This is a genomic window from Ramlibacter tataouinensis (assembly GCF_027941915.1).
Classification (GTDB): Bacteria; Pseudomonadota; Gammaproteobacteria; order Burkholderiales; family Burkholderiaceae_C; genus Ramlibacter; species Ramlibacter tataouinensis_C.
Genome location: NZ_CP116009.1, coordinates 124,603 through 142,952, shown reverse-complemented (window position 1 = coordinate 142,952; position 18,350 = coordinate 124,603). Strand labels below are relative to the sequence as shown.

Here is an 18,350-nt window from a genome sequence, read left to right as displayed (position 1 = left end):
AAGATTCTGCTCGTCACTACAGTTTGGCCACCTACGAGTTCACCAGGTGCGCGCAGAATGGTTGCGTTCGCAAATTACTTCAGCAATGACCGAGAAGTACACGTTATAACGCTGGAAAATCAGGACAGCTTGTACGTCGATCCAGGTTTCCGTGGCAACTGGCAAGAGCTAGGGGTCCATGTTCATTTCGTCCGCGATCCAGTCCCGAAGCGGGCGATCAGGGCTTCGGCACACCGCAACTCGTCCCGACTTGGCTTGTTGCGTGCCTTTCTGAGGTACAGCGGGATTGACAAAGATTTTCTCGCGGGACTGAAGCTCTTGGCGAAGGTGTGGCGACTCCGGTCCGAGCTTCGAGGTTGCATTGTTTTGGGGTCGTTTCCTGGCGGCGTCAATGTATTTGTAGCGGCTTGCGCCAAGTTCATGTTGAAGGGCGTCCTTTTTGTTGATTTCAGAGATGCCTGGACACTGGATGCGGACTACAGCTTCAACGTTTTTACGCCTGTCACCAAAATGCTGGAGCGTTATTTGGTGAAGAGCGCCGACGTCCTGAGTTTTGTTTCAACTGGTGTTTCCCTTCAACTAATTGATTTCTCTAAGAGGAAAGGCCTATCAAAGCTCATCACAAACGGCGCAGACAAGGTTGAAGTCGTTCCCGATGATCGACAGCCAGGGGTCCGTGTTTTCGGATATTTTGGCTCATTGACTGGTGCAGGGCGTGATTTCGGGCCCGTGATAGAGGCACTCAAGGTGCTGAAAGCTCGGTCGAACGTTTGCGTCCAATTTGATATTTACACCTCTGACAAGCGCGAGGATATTCTTGAATTCGTTGAGCGGGCTGGAGTAACGAATGCTATTCGCGTTCATGCTCCGGTTTCGATGAAAAAATTCTTCTCCATTTGTGCGTCTTGGGATGCGGGGCTGGTGATCACCAGAAAGGATCCGCGAGCACGAGGCGAATTGACGACAAAGTTATTTGACTATGTCGCGGCAGGTCTGCCGGTGGTTGCCCTGGCGCCGGACGGGTTCGACATTCACCAGATTGTTCGGGAAATTCCTACGAGCGCCTCGCTCGCGCCGGAGAAAACAGAGGCCCTGGCTGAGCTGCTTGCCAAGCACGACTTTTGCAGGCTCAAAGCTGACGTAGCGCGAAGGTTTACGCGCGAGGCAATCCTAGCGCAATCTCTCGAGGGCGTCCTGTGACATTGCCGGGCAAGATCTTTCTGTCGCTCGATTGTGAAGGACTTTGGGGTTCTTGTGATGTGCTCGGTCCAAAATTCGACGCAATCAATCAAACGACGCTCTTCCGTGTCTATAAGGAACTCGCTGCATTATTGATGCCGCACGGAGCAGGGGCAACCTTTGCAATAACAGGTCTGTTCTCGAGGCCGGCCGAGTGTTTTGGAGAGTATGAGGAGCATTTAATCCGCTTCACCCCACAGTCCGCCGGATGGTACGGATTTGTTCTCAGGGAATGGAAGCGGAGGCACGGCGAGGGATTTCATCTTCCCGAGATCGGTGATCTCGTTTGCAAGAACCCGAGAAACAAGGTTTGGCAACACGGACTCACGCACATGCCTGCAGGGAGAGACGTTCCTGAGGATTTGCTGATATACGAGTATACGGAGGCGGCCCGCGTGCTTTCCAGGCTATCTAAGTATGAGCCTGGGATCATTTTTCCGCGAAACGAAGCAGCGAGCGCCAGTGTGCTGCATGCTGTTAAGCTTGGACTAACTCGCGAGAGCCCCGAACATGGAATTAACCGTCTGATCCGAACGTTTAGGCGCCTGAGGGCGTCCACTTTTTCCTCGCTAAACCCATGGCGGCGTGACGCTCAAGGGGTGGTCTGGTTTTTTGGCGGCTCGATTCCGCTTTTTCCGCCGAAGTATTCGTCCGTAGCCTTCGGTCTTTACTCGGACTATTTGGCTCGTTCGATTGCAGAGGCTTCACAGCGCGGAGAGACAAGTCACATATGGCTTCATCCCGAAAACATTGTTTTTCACCCACAGCTGATGGATTTTCTGCAGACGTTGCTCCGGATGGCGCCTGTGCAGGATGGGGTGAGCGTGGTTTCTCCTTTGACGCTGGACTTTTGACATGTTTTGGAAACATACACTGAACCTCGTTGATGAAGAGAGGCATCAACTGGCAACGTCGAAGAGTTACGGGGTAATCGGCACGAGCAATACTCTCCTCACGCTGGTGAATTCGGAACGCCTATTGCCCTACTTGCAAATGGATAATGAGCGCACTGCCGCGCGTGTTTTCGAGCTCGTAAGGGGATCGACCCTCAGCGTCATTCTGGATCTGACGGAGCGCGGCAAGGAAGTCATCCTTTCGCAGGCAACACCTAGAGCGTACGCAGACGTTCTCTATGACTGCTACGCGGCGACCACCAATGAGCAGGGCTCTTTTCTGAAGGGCAAGTCCCGCTACAACCTGCGGCGCGCCCGCAACCAACTCAATGAGCTTGGGAAGGTCGAGTGCGTTTCGTATGCAGGTCGTGAGATGAGCGTCTCCTCCTTCGAGGATTTTCGAGGCATGCTCGACGCTTCTTTCATGCTAGCAGGCAAGAGTGCCCGCTGGCACCGGTCTCGCTTGCGGGCACGACTGGACGAGGTCGTGCGTGCTCCGGATTCCGTTGTCTACGAGTTGCGATTGGATGGCCGTCCAATCGCAATGGCGCACTGCCATATTGTTGACGGAAACCGTTTGGTGTACATGACGCCAACCTACGACAGCGCGTATCAAAAATACTCTCCCGGTATGCAGCTTCTGCTCGATATTGCCGACGCTTGTGTTCTGCGGGGGGGCGTCTTGGATCTGGGGAAGGGTGCGGCGGACTACAAGAGCCGCTTCAGCGTGGAGTCCTATCCACTGTTTATTGCCGTCGCCGGCACCGGATGGCTGGGTCGCCCGTTGGCGTATCTCGTGTACTTGCTGGTTCGGGCAGCCAACAAGGCTCGCAGGCGGCGGCACGGCAAGCAGGCGAACGGATGAATGAGGCCGTGCTTGAGGTGGTGGTGCGGAACAATCCGCGGGGTCAAGGTCGATGAGCTTTAAAGCCATTTTCTTACGCGTTGCGCCCTATTGGTTGCAAGACGTTGCGATCAGCATTTACAACGCCAAGCTGCACAGGATGCGTAGAGCCGGATCGTACCGAGCTTCTCGTGAGTACCACGCCAGGATGGCGGAGGCATCTTCTGAGCATGTCCAGGCGGAGTCAAGGGCGCGCCTGAATCGCTTTCTTTTGTTCGCGAAGAATAAAGCAGCCTGGTATCGAGCAGTGAACGGCGTTTCGCTCGCGGATTTCCCGGTGCTGGAGAAAAAGATGCTGATCGAGCATCTGGATCAGATCGCGACAATTGATGCCAAGGATGCCGTCGTCAGTCTTACCGGAGGGACGACTGGGGCCTCTATGAAGGTTTTCTACACGTACGACGATACCCGTGAGCGGTTCGCCATACTGGATCTGTTTCGGGAGAGCTATGGGTGCAGGCTCGGGTCCAAGACTGCGTGGTTCAGCGGTAAATCCTTGGCCTCTGACAAAGACGTCCAGAGGGGTCGCTGCTATCGCGACGATCTGATCAATAAGATCAGGTTCTTCTCGACGTTCCATATCAACCAAGCCAATTTCGAGAGTTACTGGAGCGCACTCGAGGCGTTTGCGCCGGAATTCATTGTCGGTTTTCCATCAAGTGTGTACGAGATCTGCCGGGTCGCAAAAGAGCGCGGACTGAAGGCTAAACATGCCGTGCGTGTGTTCTTTCCGACCGCGGAGACAGTCCTGCCCGTTCACCGTGCGGTGATCGGCGAAGTGCTGGGTTGCAGGCTGGTCGATCAGTATGCCTCTTCGGAGGGGGCGCCATTCATACTGGAGTGCCCCGAAGGACGTCTCCACATTCAGCCGCTCACCGGTATTTTTGAGGTTGTTGACGAGAGCCTGCGCCCTTCCATTGAGGGGGAAATGCTTGTGACTTCATTTACCACGCACGGCACGCCCCTGATTCGATACCGCATCGGGGATCGGATTGCCTTGGCTCCGTCAGACGTGCGTTGTGTTTGCGGATCGTCATCCCCGATCGTGAAGTGGATTGAAGGCCGCACGAGCGATTTCATTTGGTCACCTGACACCGGTCGGGTCAATCTGGGCAATGTCAGTAATTGCACGAAGGACGTAGCGGGCATCGTCTGCTTCCAGGTGTTGCAGGACTCTGAGTCAGCAGTTCACGTCAAGGTCGTGGCCAATGAGCGCTTTGACAGCGAGCAGCGGACGCGCTTTCTGCAGGAAATGCGCTTGCGCTTGGGCGACACCATGCAAGTCACGCTGGAGTGCGTTGACGATATTCCGCGGGAACGCAGCGGCAAGTTCCGCATTGTGAAGAACACCATGCCGGCGAGAGTCGCCGATGAAGCGCTCGTCGCACCGGACGCGGCGCCGTGAAGATTATCCTGGTTGCCAGCTTCCCGGACTCCATCATCGACTTCCGGGGGGCGCTCATCAGCGCGCTTCTCGAAAGCGGAGTCGAAGTGCATGTGGCCGCCCCTGGGCTGGCGTTGGGAACGCCCATTCGCAACGCTCTTGATCGCATGGGAGTGGTTGCGCACGACTATCGCTTGCGCCGCACGGGTACGGAGCCGGTTGCCGACTTGCGGACATTGGTGGATCTCTGGTCCTTGTTCAGACGCATCCGCCCCGATTGCGTTCTTTCCTACACGATCAAACCCGTCATATACGGCACCCTTGCGGCGTGGTTGGCGCGAGTTCCCCGGCGTCTTGCGCTCATCACCGGACTTGGCTACGCATTCATGGGCGAGGGGCGCCGGGGGCGACTTCACTCCCTAGTCAAGCGCATGTACGCCGTGGCTTTATCACGAGTCCACTGCGTCATCTTCCAGAATTCCGATGATCGGCTTCTCTTCAGTCAAATAGGAATAGTGCCGTCCCATGTGCCGACGTGCGTTGTCAACGGTTCGGGAATCGATACTGCGAAATTTTCCGTTGTGCCGCTTCCGTCCGGGCCGGTACGCTTCCTGCTCATTGCTCGTCTGCTCGGTGACAAGGGCGTGCGGGAGTTCGCGAATGCCGCGGCCCGAGTGAAGGTACACAACCCGGACGTCAGTTTCACTATCGTCGGCTGGATAGACGAGAGTCCCGACGCCATAGAACAAGACGAGCTGAAAGCCTGGATTGCTGACGGCATCATCGAATTTCCCGGCCGGCTCAGTGATGTCCGGCCGGCAATTGGAGAATGCACGGTCTACGTGCTGCCGTCCTATCGGGAGGGAACGCCGCGGACTGTGCTGGAAGCGATGGCCATGGGGCGTCCTATCATTACGACGGATGCGCCAGGCTGTCGGGAGACCGTGACCGACGGCGACAACGGTTTTCTGGTTCCCGTGAAATCGGTGGATGCGTTGGAGTTTGCGATGCTCAAGTTCATCGGGGATCCGACACTCGCATCACGAATGGGGCAGCGCTCACGGCAAATCGCCGAGTCGAAGTACGACGTGCATCAGGTGAACGCGCGCATGCTGCAAGAACTCGGCGTTCGCTAGCTCTCAGATCGAGGCCACGGCACACGTGCGTTTGCGCGTGTGGCCGGCGAGTCGGCTCAGTTTTGCTGCACCGATTCGTACTTGTACTGGCGATACTTGTAGCCGCCGTAGCGATACCCGTAGCTTCCATAGTGCCGCCGCGACAGGTCCATGGCGTTGAAGAGAGCGCCGCTCACGGGTGTGCCGACCTGCCGCAGGCGTCGTGCGCTCTCATTGAGTTCACCGAGTTGCGTTTGGTCCGCGCGTGCGACAAGGAGCACCGTGGCCGCGTGGGGAGCGATCGACATGGTGTCCGACGCAACGAGAACGGGCGGCGTGTCGACAATGACAAGATCGTAGTCCGCGGACACGGCGTCCAGCATCTGAGCGAACGTGGGCCGAACCAGCAACTCGGCCGGATTGGGCGGCATCGCACCGGTGGTGAGCAGATCGAGGTCCGGCATGACTGCGCGGTGGATCACCTCTGTCACAGAGACCTGACCGGCCAGCACCTCTGAAAGGCCAGTGCCGCGCGACAGGCCGAAGTAGGAGTGCACGTAGCCCTTGCGCATGTCTGCGTCAATCAGCAGCACGCGTTTGCCTGCTGCTGCGAAGACAGCAGCCAAGTTCGTGGAAATGAAGCTCTTGCCGACTCCGGGGGTGGCGCCTGTCACCAGGATTCGATTGTTGCCGGCATCAAGAGTGGCGAACTGCAGAGCGGTCCGCAGGCTGCGAAGACCTTCCACCGCGGAATCATGGGGAGCGGACTGAGCGAGCACATGGATGCCGGGCGAGCCGCGCGCGATCTTTTCGGAGATTGCGCCTTGCAGCGCGCTCAGCGGAATGGAGCCGTAGACATTCATTCCGGAGTGCGCTTCGATCTCCTGCGGGTCGCGAATCCCCCGGAACATGGCGCTGCGTACCAGGGCGGCCGTCACGCCGAGCAGCAGCCCGACAGCGACTGAGAGGGCAAGTACCAGGGCCCGGGCGGGTTTGATGGGCCGCTCCGGCACAACGGCCTCGTCGATGATCCGCACGTTGCCGGTCTTGCCTTCGCGCACGAGTTGCAGCTGCAGCGCGTTGTTGCGCAGCTGCTGATAGAGCTCGCCGTTGATCCGGACGTCGCGCTCCAACCGAACCGCATCCTGCTGAACCGACGGCAGCTTGCGTGCCCGGTCGTTCAACGCAGCGATCTCCCGGTTCCAGGCAGCGATCTGCTCATCGAGCGTGCGAACAACAGGATGCTCAGGCATGAACCGTCCGATCAGCTCGCGCCGCTTTTGCTGGGCTTCCAGGAGTTTTGTTCCGAGTTCGACTCCTCTGCCGAGGATGACCTTGGCCTCCTCATCGAGGGCGACGGTGCCCTGCTGGTTCCGATACCTGCTGTAGGCATCTTCCGCCTGATCGAGCTGTTTCTTGAGTTGGGGCAGCTGTGCGTCGAGGAACGCGAGCGTCTTCTGTGCCTCCGCTGCCTTGCGCTCCACGTTCTGCCGCACATACTGGCGGCCGATCTCATTGAGAATGACCGTCAGCAGCTGCGGATCTGCACTCTCCAGGGTCGCTTCGATGACGCCCGACTGGCGACCTTTTTCGGCGAGCCTGAGGCGCTGCTGGAGGTCTTCGACAGTGGCGAGCCGCGACCGCCTCAGGACCGTGAATCCTGCTCCGGGTTTGCCATGCAACTCCCGCACCAGCAGCTTGACGGCACCCTGCGGCGTCGTGACGGTCGTCAGGGCTCCAGTTTTCCCGCGGATTTCACCGTCGATCCTGGGGTGCGAGAGCACGTAGTGACCATCCTCGACGGCAGTCAGCTTGAATGTCGTGCCCTCCAGTGCGGTCGGGACCTCGAAAACGTCGACCGCGATTCGCTCTTTGCCCGACACATAGCCTCGCATTCCGGCAAAGCCTGGATCGGAAAGTCCGGATGCGCGTTTGGCGAGCCACTCGCCGATGAGCGGGAGGTAATTTGGCTTGGCCAGGATATAGAGCAGGCTGGTATCAACCGCTTGGCCGATCACCAGGCGAGAGCGAAGGATTTCCATTTCCGCACTGGCGCCCGTCTTAGCTTCAAAAACGCTGGCAGCGTCGCCGAGCAGACTCTTGGCCGAACTTCCGTCTTCGACCTGCACGACCAGATCGGCTTGGTACACCGGACTGGCGAGGGTCGCATAGGCAGCTCCGATGAGGACGATGAGCGCCGTGATAGCCGCTACCAGCCATCGGTTGTCGACGATGACATCGATGTACTCAGAAAAATTGATCTCGTCGTCTTCGGGGCTCGGCTGCGGCTGGCCGACGTGCAGCGGCTTGGTCAGTGAAAGCGGTGCGTTCATGAGCGAACTCTGGAAATCTTCTGGATACGTGGAAGCCACAAGTCGATGCTGGCCTCCAGCATCGACAGCACGAGACGGAAGGTGCTTTGATGCTGCCGATAGGGGTCGGGTATGTCCTGCCTGGTGAACTCTCCGATCCGGTACACGCGCCCAAGAGCTTGCGGATACAGATCCTCGACGCGCCGGCGCTGGGTGTGGTCCATGACAAGGACCAGTTCCGCCGCCAGGCAGAGCTCTCGGGTGACCTGAGTCGCGATGTGCGAGGAGATGTCGATTTGTCGTTCCGCCATCAGGTGAATCGCGGTTTCGTCAGCCCGGTGACCGATAAGCGCGCCCAGACCAGCAGATCGGATCCTGAGTTCGGGCAGCGCCCGCGCCAACAGCCCCTCGGCCATTGGGCTTCGGCAGATGTTTCCTTCGCACAGGACAAGTATTGAGTTCACTGGCCCCCAATCCGCTGCCCAATGTTGACGGTCTGGGCAGTTGGCAGGATCAGGCTGATGATCCGATTCCATTGAACCAGGGGTACGGGATCGATGTACACCACGTCGCGTGGCTGCAGCTGAAACATGTCGGCCAACGCTAAGGCTGTGGGTGCTGAGGCGTTCAAGTGAAAAAGCACGGGCTGGCCCTGCACGTTCTTCCTGATCACATATATCTGGGCCGTGTTGGCAGTTGCCAGGTTGGGCCCGCCGGAATCGCCGAGCGCTTGCGCCAGGCTCAGCCGGCCGCTGTGCATGGGCAAAGCAGAGGGCCGCAGCACCTCACCCATCACATAAACCTTGTTTTCGTCGCGGCTGGCTACAGTGACCATGTCGCCAGGCTGCAGAAGGATGCGGTTGGGATTGACGCCCAGCTCCTGCAATCGCTTTAAGTCGATGACGGTCGACTGATCTTGGCGGGTCAGTAGTATGTTCGATCGATCTCCTGCGCTTGTAATCCCACCGGCCCGATTGATCGCCTCCGGCAGCGTGAGTGGAACATCCGTGAAAATCTGCGGTCCCGGCGTGCGAACCTCGCCGTCTACGTACGCACGGCGGCTGCGGAAAGACTGAAGCCGCACCGTGATCTGGGGATCCCTGATGTACTTGGCCAGCCGCTTCGCGAAAAGCTCGGAGGCCTCGATTTCCGTCAGGCCTGCGACCTTCACCCGGCCTACGTAAGGGAAAGTCACTTCACCGTCGGCGCTCACTATGAAGCCGGGCGCCGCGGCTAACCCGGTGGGATCGGGCTGCTGATTGATTACCGTGCCGCCTGCAGGCAGCAATTCCGGATGGTCGTAGACAATGATCGCGATGACGTCGCGCTCGCCGATCGTGTAGGGTTTCGGATTGGCAAATAGCCGTTGCACGTTTTCAGAAACGGTCTTGGGTCCCGCCTCAGCCTGCGCGCGCACGAGCGCCTGGGTGATCGGCATCACCACCCCTTGCGGCGGGTTGTCAACGTCGCCCGGCACGTACTGGCCCAGCGTGACGCTGGTGCGCGTCTTCGGGTCGGCGTAGTCGAAGCCGGGGGTGGTGACCACGGCGCAGCCGTACAAGGCTGCCATGAGCACGAGCGCCGCGCGCCGGCCGGCCGCGGCGAATGCAGCTTTGCGCATGTCAGGAAATCTCTTGAATGATCTGGTTACAAGAACGGACTTTAGCTTACGGATGAGGTAAGTCGCCGTCCGTGCGGGGGAGGTGCGACGCAGATGAGGACTTTTTCATGGTGGCGGCCACGCTGCTAACGGGCTGCATCGCGGATGCGGCGCATGTTGTCTTCGAAGTAGACAAGGCTGGCGCGGTCGGAGTTGAAGACAGCGTCCAGACCGGAGGTGGGGGGGTGCATTCCGTGACCAAACGACAGGGGGTTGGCCTTGTCGCGAATCACGGTTTCTACGCGATGGGTAAATCGCGGCGTGCCGCCCACCTGCACGTGCGGAATGGGCTGCCAGTCGCGGCGCGGCCCGATCGGCAGCGACAGGGTGATGCCGACCATCTGGCGCAGGGACTGGCCGGGGAATGAAGTGCGCCGGTAATAGATGCTGACAGCGGTGTCGGCAAACCACTGGCGCAATCCGACCTGGAAGCCGCGGTCGTTGTTCATGAAGCGCCCGGCGGTGGCTTCGAGGTCCGTGCGGGTGGGCATGAAGCTGTAGCGGTAGCTGCCCAGCACCGGCGCGGCGCGGCGCAGCGTGCCGAGCGGGCCACGGCCGTTGTCGAAGGCGTTGTTGCGGAACAGGCCGGCCTCGGCGCCCAGCCGGTGGCGGCCTTCGCCCGGCTCCCAGCGCAGGGCGCCCAGCGCGCCGTCATAGAAGCTGCCGATGCGGCCCACCGTGGCCTGCGCCGTCAGGGCGCCGCCGCCCCAGCGGCGCTGCTCGCCGGCCGCCAGCCAGCGCTCCAGCGGAATGCGGGCCGTCTGCGTGAACGCCAGCCGCTCCGTACCGGACGGAATGCGGCGGTTGGCGAAGACGCCGCGCGCCTCGAAATCGTCGGAGTGGGCCAGCGGGATGTTCACACCCCAGTCCACGCTGGCGCCGGGCCACAGCGGCAGCAGGGCGTTCACGTTGGCGCCCACCTGGTAATCCAGGGCGCCGACCTCCGTGCCGACGGTGGTGCGCAGCACCGGGCTGACGCTGACGCGCACCGTCTGCCACGCGGGCTTCTGCCGCTGCACCACCCAGCTGGCGCCTTCGTGCAGGGGGTCCAGCGGCATCGTGCCGGGCGTCGAAAGCTGGCCGGCCGTGCAGCTGTTGGTGGGCTGCTCGATCCATTCGCGCAGGCAGTCGGCCTGGCCGGTCACGGCCACGATGGGCAACTGGCGCTGGGTGAGCACCAGGCGATAACCGGCCTTGCTGTCGCCCAGGCCGCGGGCAATGGCGCCGAGCGCGGCGCCCAGGGCATCGAGCGCGTTCCAGGCGTAGCTGGCGTTGTTGGCGCGAACGGCCACCGTGCCATCGGGCATGCGGCCGACCCAGATGTCTTCCAGGCCCTTGGCCTGCAGGGCTTCGCCCAGGGCGTGGAGGCGGTCGTCGGTGAGGGGCTGGGGGTTTGGGCCAGGCACCGACGGCGCTTGTGCAGGGGCATCGGCCTGGGCACGAGAGGAGGGCGCCTCGGTCCGCTCGGCGTCCAGGGGAGCGGCGATACGCGCCTCGTACGCCGGCAGCGGGTGCTGTCCTGGCTGCAGGGGCGGCAGCGGCGCCTTGCGAGTGCCCGGCAAGGCCGGCACCTTGTACAGCGGGATCGACAGCGAGGTGGTCCACCACGCGCGTTCGGTCAGCCGGTTCTCGTTCAACCGGAAGTTGGCACCGGCGGAAAGCGACCAGCCTTCCGGCAGCCACTCGCTCGGGGCGAACACTCGCACGCCCGCCCAGGCATTGCCGTCGGCGTACTCCACGTGTCCGCGCACCAGCGGCAAGGGTTGCCAGGCCGCGGCGGCGAAGGGGCCATCCAGCGGCGAGCGCGGTCCGCCGGCGCGGGCACCGGAGCGACGCGCCCATCCCACGCTGGCTTCTACAGGGCCTTCGTTGTACGTAAGGACGCCGTAATACGTACGAAAGTTGGTGGCGGCGCCGCCGACGTCCGTTGCACCCGCGGCGATACGGAAGCGGTTGGCTGCATCGAGGCCGATCGCCACCTTGCCGGAGCCTGACAGGTCACGCACGCCGCAGCCTGGCGCAATGAAGCAATTCGAATCAAGCGTATTGGTGGCGAGGCGCCCGCTGATCTCCAGGTTCGGCATCAAGCCGAAGCCGACGACGTAGTTGTGGCCCCGGGTGTTGGCCACTACGCCGGGCAACTGGTTGTCGTACGTGGCCTCGAGGCGGCCCCAGCCCAGCAGGTGGGCGTTGGGGGTGATGCCCAGGCCGGTGTAGCCGGCCGGCGTCATCGTGGTGTCCACGGCGGCAGCCGCGCGCAGGGCCACCAGGCCAAGCGCGATCGCAGTGAGCTGACTTCTTTTCGGTACGCGCATGGCGAAGGCCGTGATTGTTACCGATGAGTCACATTTCGGCCGTCTTGCCCCCGTGCCGCGCTCACCCCTATTTACGTTCTGATACGAATAACGGTAAGCTCTACAGCTGGATCGATCAAATGGGGATGAGGAACATGAAGCGTTCTTGGAAGTTGGCTGCTGGCGCCTGCCTGGTGGCGGTGCTCGTGGCGTGCGGCGGTGGTGGTGGTGGCGGCGCTCCGGCGACGCCGGTGGCGGTCGATATCGGCGCCATCACACTGAGTGCAACGACCGGTCCCCTGGTGGCCCAGGCGCTCGTCGGCCAGACCATCACCCTCCCCAATGGCCTCACGCTCAGTGGCGTGCCCCTGCCGGGCCCGGTGACGCTGACGTTCACGGCCGGCAACGGCTTCACGCTGAAGGACGGCAACAACAACACCATTACCGGCACCGTGACCTTCAGCAGCATCATCTTCGACGTCACCGACGCGGGCGGCACCCCCGTGCCCACCGGGCCGGCGCCTGCGCTGCCGTTTGCGATCGACCTGGACACGGCCAACCAGCCCGCCAACGGCAGCTCCACGACCGTGCAGTCCACCATCACGATCGGCGGCTCCACGTCCACGCCGGTCTCGATTTCGGTGGTGATCACCAGCAGTGGCTCGATCCAGATCGGTGGCCAGACCGTGGGCACCGTCTCGGTGAAGACCCCCACCGGCGCGAGCTGATCGTTCGGTTTCGACTTGCGAAAAAAAGCCCGGCCTCTGCCGCAAGCCCCTCGCTTAAACTGTTGAAAAGCAGGGCCTGATTCGGCACGCTGCCCCGTAAGTTCAACGACTTACGGGGCAGTTTTCTTGGTATTTCCAATCGCGTCGCCGCCGGCAACTCCGACGCCTCGGATTCCGGAGGAGGCGACCGACTCTAGGCGTAACCCTAATTGGGCGGCAGCATCTCGGGGTTGTAGACCACCTCCCAAAGGTGTCCATCAGGGTCCATGAAGTAGCCAGCGTAGCCCCCATAGAAGGTTTCTCCCGCGGCCTTCACCAAGGTGGCGCCTGCTCTCGTGGCTCGCTGCAACACGGCGTCCACTTCGCTCTTCGAGTGAACGTTGTGACCGAGGGTGAATTCGAGCGGACCTCCTGCTCCCAGCGGGATGCCCGTATCAGCGGCCATGCTCACCCGAGGCCACACCGCGAGTTTGAGCCCGCCTTCCAGGTCGAAAAATGCCACCGCCCCGTTCTCGAACTCCTGCCCGACGATTCCGCTGGTAGGCAGCCCGAGCCCATCGCGATAAAAAGCGACTGCTCGCTCCAGGTCTTGGACGCCGAGGGTAATGACGGTGATTCGTGGCTTCATGACGTACTCCATAAAAGTGAAGGTGTGATTTCCACATCACCTGATGGAGCCGTATAGCACTCGACAGCACGACCCGCCTCCTAAGTGTTGCCACTTCAGGTGAAGGTCGCGGGTCCGGCAAGCCGGCGCAGAATTCTCCCGGGGAGAATGGCCGGACTAACCATACCGGCCTGTCTTTTTCGACCCCTCCATTCTACCGAGCTCCAGGCAGCCAGAGCTCCTTGGGAACCTAAGAGCCTTTCCCCCCCACCGGAGGTTTCAGGACTCAGACTCCCTCTTGGGTCGTCTGCTGCATAACACCGTCGCCCAAAGCGAAGCCCCCGGGCCGAAGCGGGAGGGGCTCGAGTCGGCCGAGCGGCGCTCTGGATTGGGCCCTGGAAAAGACATTCTTCGGCCCCTGTAAGTTAAGCGAGGGGCTTGCCCCTGCCGGGCTTTTTTTTGTTGGTGCCCTTGAACCTAGCCGCGCCCGAGCGGACTCGGCCGCGACCGCAACCCCTCCGGCAGCAGCCCATCGAACATGTCGCTGATCGCCGCGATCTGCTCCAGCGCCGCGGATTCGCCCCGGCTTCGCGACAGCACGGCCATCAGCTCGCCGCGCAGAAACCACAGCGACTCGACGCTGACGGCGTAGCGGATGCGCCGCCGCACGGTGGTGGCGCGTTCGGACGTCTCTGCCTGCAGCAGCTCCAGCATGCCTTCGCGGATGTCTTCGATGGTCACGAGGGTGACGGGGTCGTCCTCCTCGCGCCGTGCGCCCAGGCTGGCGCTGAAGATCGCGTGCAGGCTGTTGCGGAGATTGGGCTTGTACCAGCGCATGGTTGCTCCTCTGGGGCGCTCAGACGGCGCCCTCGCGGGGTGATCCAGGTGGGGTTGCCGGCCCGTCGCGCAGGTCCAGCAGTTCGGTGACGGCGAGCAAGGCCAGCGCCGGCGGGACGGCGGCAGGGTGGGGTTGCAGGGCGGCCAGTTCCTCCAGCCGCGCGAAGCTGGCCAGCAGGCGGCGCGGCTCGGGGCCGGCCGCGTGGCCCGGCACGCCGAAATCGATGCGCGAGCGCTCCTGCGGCGCCAGCTTGCCGGCCAGGTTGCGGGTGATCCAGATCGCGCCGCCCCGGGCGCTGCGCGAGAGCTGCGCCGCATGGTCGGCGGCGCCGCCCACCACGGTCAGCTCCAGCGGCTCGGACAGGCGCAGGGGGCCCAGCCACTCCTGGCCCTCGTCTATGCCGGTGTTCATGCACAACTCCCGGTCCCAGCCCTTGCGCGCCTGCCAGCGGCTGCTGACCTGGCGCATCGCCTGGCGCGCCTGGTGCGCGGCGGCCAGTGCGTTCCACAGGTAGCTGGCCGGCGGCTGCGGCAGGAAGTGGCAGACCATGCCTTCGCCCGGGTGCCTGCCGTGGCGGCCGCCGTGGCGCACGAAGATGCGATCGAGCTCGGTCCAGATCTCGTTGACCAGCTCGAAGTACTCGCCGGCCGGCAGTTGCAGCCACAGGTCGCCGGCGTCCTGCAGGGTGCTGACCAGGACGACGACGGGCGTGAGGATCGGGGCGGGAGACTGGCGCGAGGGCAGGGGCGGGGTGGCCAGGGCGAGGGGCGGATGTCCGGGAGTGGGCGTGGTGCGGTGCGGCTGGGTGCTTGCGGCGGGGTCGCCGTCGGGCCGTTCGGTTGCGGCGGCGCCGACCTGCGGCACGGCGGTGGCCGGCAGGAGATCGGGCCTTGCCGCGGGTTCGGGTGCGTCGGATCGGGGCAGGCCGCCGATCCCGCTCGCCGCGCCGAGGTGCGCTGGCGTGCCACCGAAATGGGCGGCGATGCGGGCGATCGTCCAGCCTTCGCGCTTGAGGCGCTGGATCTCCGCGATGCGCTCCGCCGTGCCATCCGGGAAGTAGCCGATGCGCGGCGCCGCCCCATGCTCGGGGCCGGGCGGCTGCACGTCCGGCCTGGGGATCAGGCCGGTGGCGATGTAGTTGTTCAGGGTGGCCCGGGAGATGCCGGTCCGCTCCAGAACTTCCTTGCTGGTGAGCACGGGAGGGTCTCTGCTTGAACAGTCTTGGACTATGTTTAAGTGTCTAGATAGAGATGTCAAGACAGTGTAGGCCGGAGTGTCTCATTTGCGAGACGCAACGCTGCCAAGGATCTGTCTAATTAACTGTCCAGCACGCTGTCCAAATCGAGCCGGACAGTTGATGCCAGGGCCGAGTTCAGCCCCGCCACCCCATCCGCGCCAGCGCCGCCCCCAGCCGCCCGCGCGCGTACGCCAGCCCCTGGTACAGCGCCACCACCCCGTGCGCCCAGGCCAGGTAGAGCCCCCGCCATCGCAGCACCCTCGCCACCCGGAACGCCTTCGGGCTCCAGCGCGTGACATGCGCCCGGATCCGGTACAGCAGCTTGCGCGGCCGCGGCAGCTCCGTGGCCCCCTCCGCCACCCGCTTGCGCGGCTGCAGGCCGGACCGCCTGGCCCACGTGAGCCGGTAGGCCAGCCCTTCGCGCCGGTGCCGCAAACCGGCGGCCTGGGTGCGGCGCACGAAATCGGCATCGACCGGCGCCAGCGCCAGGCGGCCTTGCCCGATCGCTTCGCTGACCAGCGCGTGCAGCTCCGGCGAGCGCACCAGCACCACGTTGGTGCCCCGGCCATCCTGCGCGTAAGGCTCGACCCAGGCGTCGCCGAACGAGATGTCGGCGGTCTCGACCACGACGTCGTCGCAGAAGTTGCAGGCGCCGTTCTGGAAGAAGCCCGACCCCCAGTCGCCCTCGGCCAGGTGGAACCAGTCGCGCTGCACCAGCCGGCCGTCGCGCAGGCGCAGCTGGGCGGTGTACCAGTTGGCGGGGCGGTCCGGGCTCTTCAGCCGGTACTCCACGCCCACCACCTCGGCCGGGTCCACGCTCAACTGCCAGGCGAAGCTGTCCAGCAGGCGCGCGCTCTTCATGTGGCCGCAGAACAGGCCCAGGGTGAAGCGGATCCGATCGCGCATCAGCGGGTCGTGGCGCCGCAGCAGCTGCACGGCCTTGGTGAAGCAGGGAATGCCGACCACGGCATAGCGGCCGGGCGTGGCGCGGATCTCCTCCAGCACCTGCGACAGCTCCACCGGGTAGTAGCGCGACTTGGCCCCGGCCGCCAGTTGCGCGGGCGTGCGCGACAGGCGGTAGCGGAAGAAGCGGCCGTCGGCGGCGGGGTCGGCCGTGGGCACCACGTGGGCGACTGCGTCCACCAGGCCGCGCCGCAGCAGCTCGGTGGCCACCCAGGACACCATGCCGCCGGAGCTGCCCTGAGCGCGGAAGTGCCCTTCAGCCACGGAGCCGACGAAGGCGCTTTCGTAGCGGCCCACCAGCGGATCGACGTGGGCGGCCTGCGGGTACAGCGCCCGCGCCAGTTCGTCTTCGTTCGCCGCCCAGGGCGACGACGGGCACAGGCGGGCGAGCTGCGCATCGGCCCGCGCTAGGTCGGCGCGGCGCCCGGCCGGCTTGAGCTGGCCGTCGCGGTCCCAGGCCATGCGGCGCCCGGGCGCGCCGGGCTGGGCGGCGCAGTTGCCGCAGCCCACGCACAGGCCGCCGCGCAGCACGTCGCGGGGCGCAAGTCGAGGTGCGGCGCCGGCCGGCCCCGGGTTCATGCCACCGCCCGGTCCACTTGCAGGGCGTCGGCCAGGCTGGCGTGCGAGGCTGCGCGGCACTCGGCCAGCCGCCGGCGCAGCGAGGCAGGCAGGGGGGTGTCCAGCACGCGGGCGATCGCATCGGGGCCGGCCGACTCCAGCACCAGGCGCTCGCTGCAGCCCAGGTGCAGCAGCAGCGAGCGCAGCTTGATCGACCGGTAGGGCGAGTCCTCGCAGGCGAAGGGCTTGCCGTGGCGCAGCGCGAACACGCAGCCGTGGAAGAAGTTGGTCAGCAGGAAGCCGGTCTCGCCGATGAAGCCGGCAAAGTCATCGGGCCCGGCATCCAGCCACTGCTCGTCGGCCCAGTCGTTGCGATAGCCGATGCTGACCAGGCGCACGCTGCGCCGCCCGGCCCAGGCGCGCGCCGCCTGGCGGAACCAGGGGCTGAAGCTGTGGCCATAGAGCGCGGCGGTGTGGGGGTCGGCGGCGGGCGTCTCGGGCAGCGCCGGCGCGAACTGCAGGCAGGGGTCCAGCACCAGCGGGCTGGGCCGGCCGGTGGCCTGCTCGAGCAGGTCCTGCGTGTTGTGGTCGCGCGCCGAGATGCTGTCGAAGCGCAGCAGCCGGCGCACCCATTCCGGCTGCAGGCCGCGCGCCGCCGGGTAGTTGCCGAAGGTGCAGGCATGGGCCACCAGCCGGCCCGCCCGGATGCCTTCGCCGAAGAACAGCCGGCAGGCCGCGTACCAGGGATGGTGGAAGTTCCACATCTCGTCGCTGCCGACCACGACAGCGTCGAAGTCCTCGATGGCGCAGGGGCCGTCCAGGCTGAAGGGGGCGGTGCGGGGCAGTGCGTCCGCCGCCTCGGCGAAGCGCCGCAGCTTGCGGGCGTAGGCCGGGCGGTCCGCGGCGGGGGACGGCAGCGGCAGCAGCGGATTCAGTGCACAGCGGTACTCGGCCCGCTCGATGCGCGGCGTGCGATGGTCCAGCAGCCGGGCGTCATGGCCCAGCGCCTGCAGTCCTTCCAGCAGGCAGCGGGCCTGCCAATAGGAGCCGTAGTTGATGCAGCGGTGCAGGGTGAGCAGGCCGACTTGCATGGGCGGCCCCTGTCACTCGCTGCTGGAGGTGTCCTTGGTCTCGGGCGAGGGCGGATGCCGCTACTGCATCTGCTTCTTCACGCTGGAGATTTCCTGGTGCGCCCGCTGCACGGCCTGCTGCGTCTGCTGGTCGACGTTGCTGCCGGCCTGGCGGCAGGCCTGCATCGCGCGGTCGGCCGTCTGCTCGAGCTGGGCCACCTGCTGGCGCAAGCCGCTGTCCAGGCCGCCCTGCTGGCCCATCTGCTGCTGCCCCATCTGCTGCTGGCCGCCGCTGCAGGCCTGCTGCAACTGGCGGGCTTGCTGGTGCATGTCCTGCACGCACTGGCGCAGCTCGGGCGTGGCCGAACCACTGGTCACCGCGCGCTTGGCGTCGTCGGTGCACTGCTCGATCTGGTCGACACGCTGCTTCAACTCGGTACCTTGCATCGATTCACTCCTGGTTGAGGCGCCCGGGGTGGACGCCGGCAAGGGAACCGGGGCAAGCGATGTGCCAGGCGGAAGCGGCCTCGGCACAGTGGAACTGAGGC

The 18,350-nt window shown here is 64.0% G+C and carries 16 protein-coding genes; 6 read left to right on the top strand and 10 right to left on the bottom strand.

The window, feature by feature from the left end:
• Nucleotides 1–57: 57 nt before the first annotated feature.
• Genes PE066_RS00640 through PE066_RS00620 form a run of 5 tightly spaced genes read left to right on the top strand, consistent with a single transcriptional unit; the run spans nt 58 to nt 5,556 of the window.
• The gene (locus PE066_RS00640) at nt 58–1,200 is read left to right on the top strand and encodes a hypothetical protein (protein WP_271234645.1); all 1,143 of its coding nucleotides are present in this window, start codon (nt 58–60) and stop codon (nt 1,198–1,200) included.
• Nucleotides 1,201–1,202: 2 nt separating this feature from the next.
• A complete protein-coding gene (locus tag PE066_RS00635; protein WP_271234644.1) occupies nt 1,203–2,093 on the top strand; it encodes a hypothetical protein in 891 nt (296 codons plus the stop codon).
• A gap of 1 nt (nt 2,094) precedes the next feature.
• Nucleotides 2,095–2,997, top strand: coding sequence for a GNAT family N-acetyltransferase (locus tag PE066_RS00630; protein ID WP_271234643.1), 903 nt, complete (start codon nt 2,095–2,097; stop codon nt 2,995–2,997).
• A gap of 52 nt (nt 2,998–3,049) precedes the next feature.
• Nucleotides 3,050–4,441 carry a phenylacetate--CoA ligase family protein gene (locus tag PE066_RS00625; RefSeq protein WP_271234642.1) on the top strand — a complete coding sequence of 464 codons (1,392 nt, stop codon included), beginning with the start codon at nt 3,050–3,052 and terminating at the stop codon, nt 4,439–4,441.
• A complete protein-coding gene (locus tag PE066_RS00620; protein ID WP_271234641.1) occupies nt 4,438–5,556 on the top strand; it encodes a glycosyltransferase family 4 protein in 1,119 nt (372 codons plus the stop codon). Before PE066_RS00625 ends, PE066_RS00620 begins: the two co-directional genes overlap by 4 nt.
• Nucleotides 5,557–5,612: 56 nt before the next feature.
• Here the strand turns inward: PE066_RS00620 and PE066_RS00615 are convergent, their stop codons facing one another.
• The 4 genes from PE066_RS00615 to PE066_RS00600 form a co-directional block, all read right to left on the bottom strand.
• Nucleotides 5,613–7,868, bottom strand: coding sequence for a polysaccharide biosynthesis tyrosine autokinase (locus tag PE066_RS00615; RefSeq protein ID WP_271234640.1), 2,256 nt, complete (start codon nt 7,866–7,868; stop codon nt 5,613–5,615).
• Nucleotides 7,865–8,263, bottom strand: coding sequence for an arsenate reductase/protein-tyrosine-phosphatase family protein (locus PE066_RS00610; RefSeq protein ID WP_271234639.1), 399 nt, complete (start codon nt 8,261–8,263; stop codon nt 7,865–7,867). The genes PE066_RS00615 and PE066_RS00610 overlap by 4 nt, the downstream gene beginning before the upstream one ends.
• A gap of 44 nt (nt 8,264–8,307) precedes the next feature.
• Nucleotides 8,308–9,468 (bottom strand): polysaccharide biosynthesis/export family protein, encoded by a 1,161-nt coding sequence (locus PE066_RS00605; protein ID WP_271234638.1) that lies wholly within the window; start codon nt 9,466–9,468, stop codon nt 8,308–8,310.
• Nucleotides 9,469–9,593: 125 nt separating this feature from the next.
• Nucleotides 9,594–11,822, bottom strand: a complete 2,229-nt coding sequence (locus PE066_RS00600) for a YjbH domain-containing protein (protein WP_271234637.1) — start codon at nt 11,820–11,822, stop codon at nt 9,594–9,596.
• Nucleotides 11,823–11,956: 134 nt separating this feature from the next.
• On the opposite strand from PE066_RS00600, the gene PE066_RS00595 reads away from it, so the two are divergent.
• Nucleotides 11,957–12,529 (top strand): hypothetical protein, encoded by a 573-nt coding sequence (locus PE066_RS00595; RefSeq protein ID WP_271234636.1) that lies wholly within the window; start codon nt 11,957–11,959, stop codon nt 12,527–12,529.
• Nucleotides 12,530–12,734: 205 nt separating this feature from the next.
• Here PE066_RS00595 and PE066_RS00590 read toward each other — a convergent pair whose 3' ends face one another.
• The 6 genes from PE066_RS00590 to PE066_RS00565 all read right to left on the bottom strand — a co-directional run bounded on the left by PE066_RS00590 (nt 12,735) and on the right by PE066_RS00565 (nt 18,249).
• Nucleotides 12,735–13,157 (bottom strand): VOC family protein, encoded by a 423-nt coding sequence (locus tag PE066_RS00590; protein WP_271234635.1) that lies wholly within the window; start codon nt 13,155–13,157, stop codon nt 12,735–12,737.
• 456 nt (nt 13,158–13,613) lie between these two features.
• A complete protein-coding gene (locus tag PE066_RS00585) occupies nt 13,614–13,973 on the bottom strand; it encodes a hypothetical protein (protein ID WP_271234634.1) in 360 nt (119 codons plus the stop codon).
• Between the two features lie 19 nt (nt 13,974–13,992).
• Nucleotides 13,993–15,171, bottom strand: coding sequence for a MerR family transcriptional regulator (locus PE066_RS00580; RefSeq protein WP_271234633.1), 1,179 nt, complete (start codon nt 15,169–15,171; stop codon nt 13,993–13,995).
• 175 nt (nt 15,172–15,346) lie between these two features.
• On the bottom strand, nt 15,347–16,753 hold the full coding sequence (locus PE066_RS00575; RefSeq protein WP_271234632.1) for a Coenzyme F420 hydrogenase/dehydrogenase, beta subunit C-terminal domain: 1,407 nt from the start codon (nt 16,751–16,753) through the stop codon (nt 15,347–15,349).
• Entirely contained in the window at nt 16,750–17,823 is a 1,074-nt protein-coding gene (locus tag PE066_RS00570) for a polysaccharide pyruvyl transferase family protein (protein WP_271234631.1), read from the bottom strand. Before PE066_RS00570 ends, PE066_RS00575 begins: the two co-directional genes overlap by 4 nt.
• Nucleotides 17,824–17,883: 60 nt before the next feature.
• A complete protein-coding gene (locus tag PE066_RS00565) occupies nt 17,884–18,249 on the bottom strand; it encodes a hypothetical protein (protein ID WP_271234630.1) in 366 nt (121 codons plus the stop codon).
• Nucleotides 18,250–18,350 lie beyond the last annotated feature (101 nt).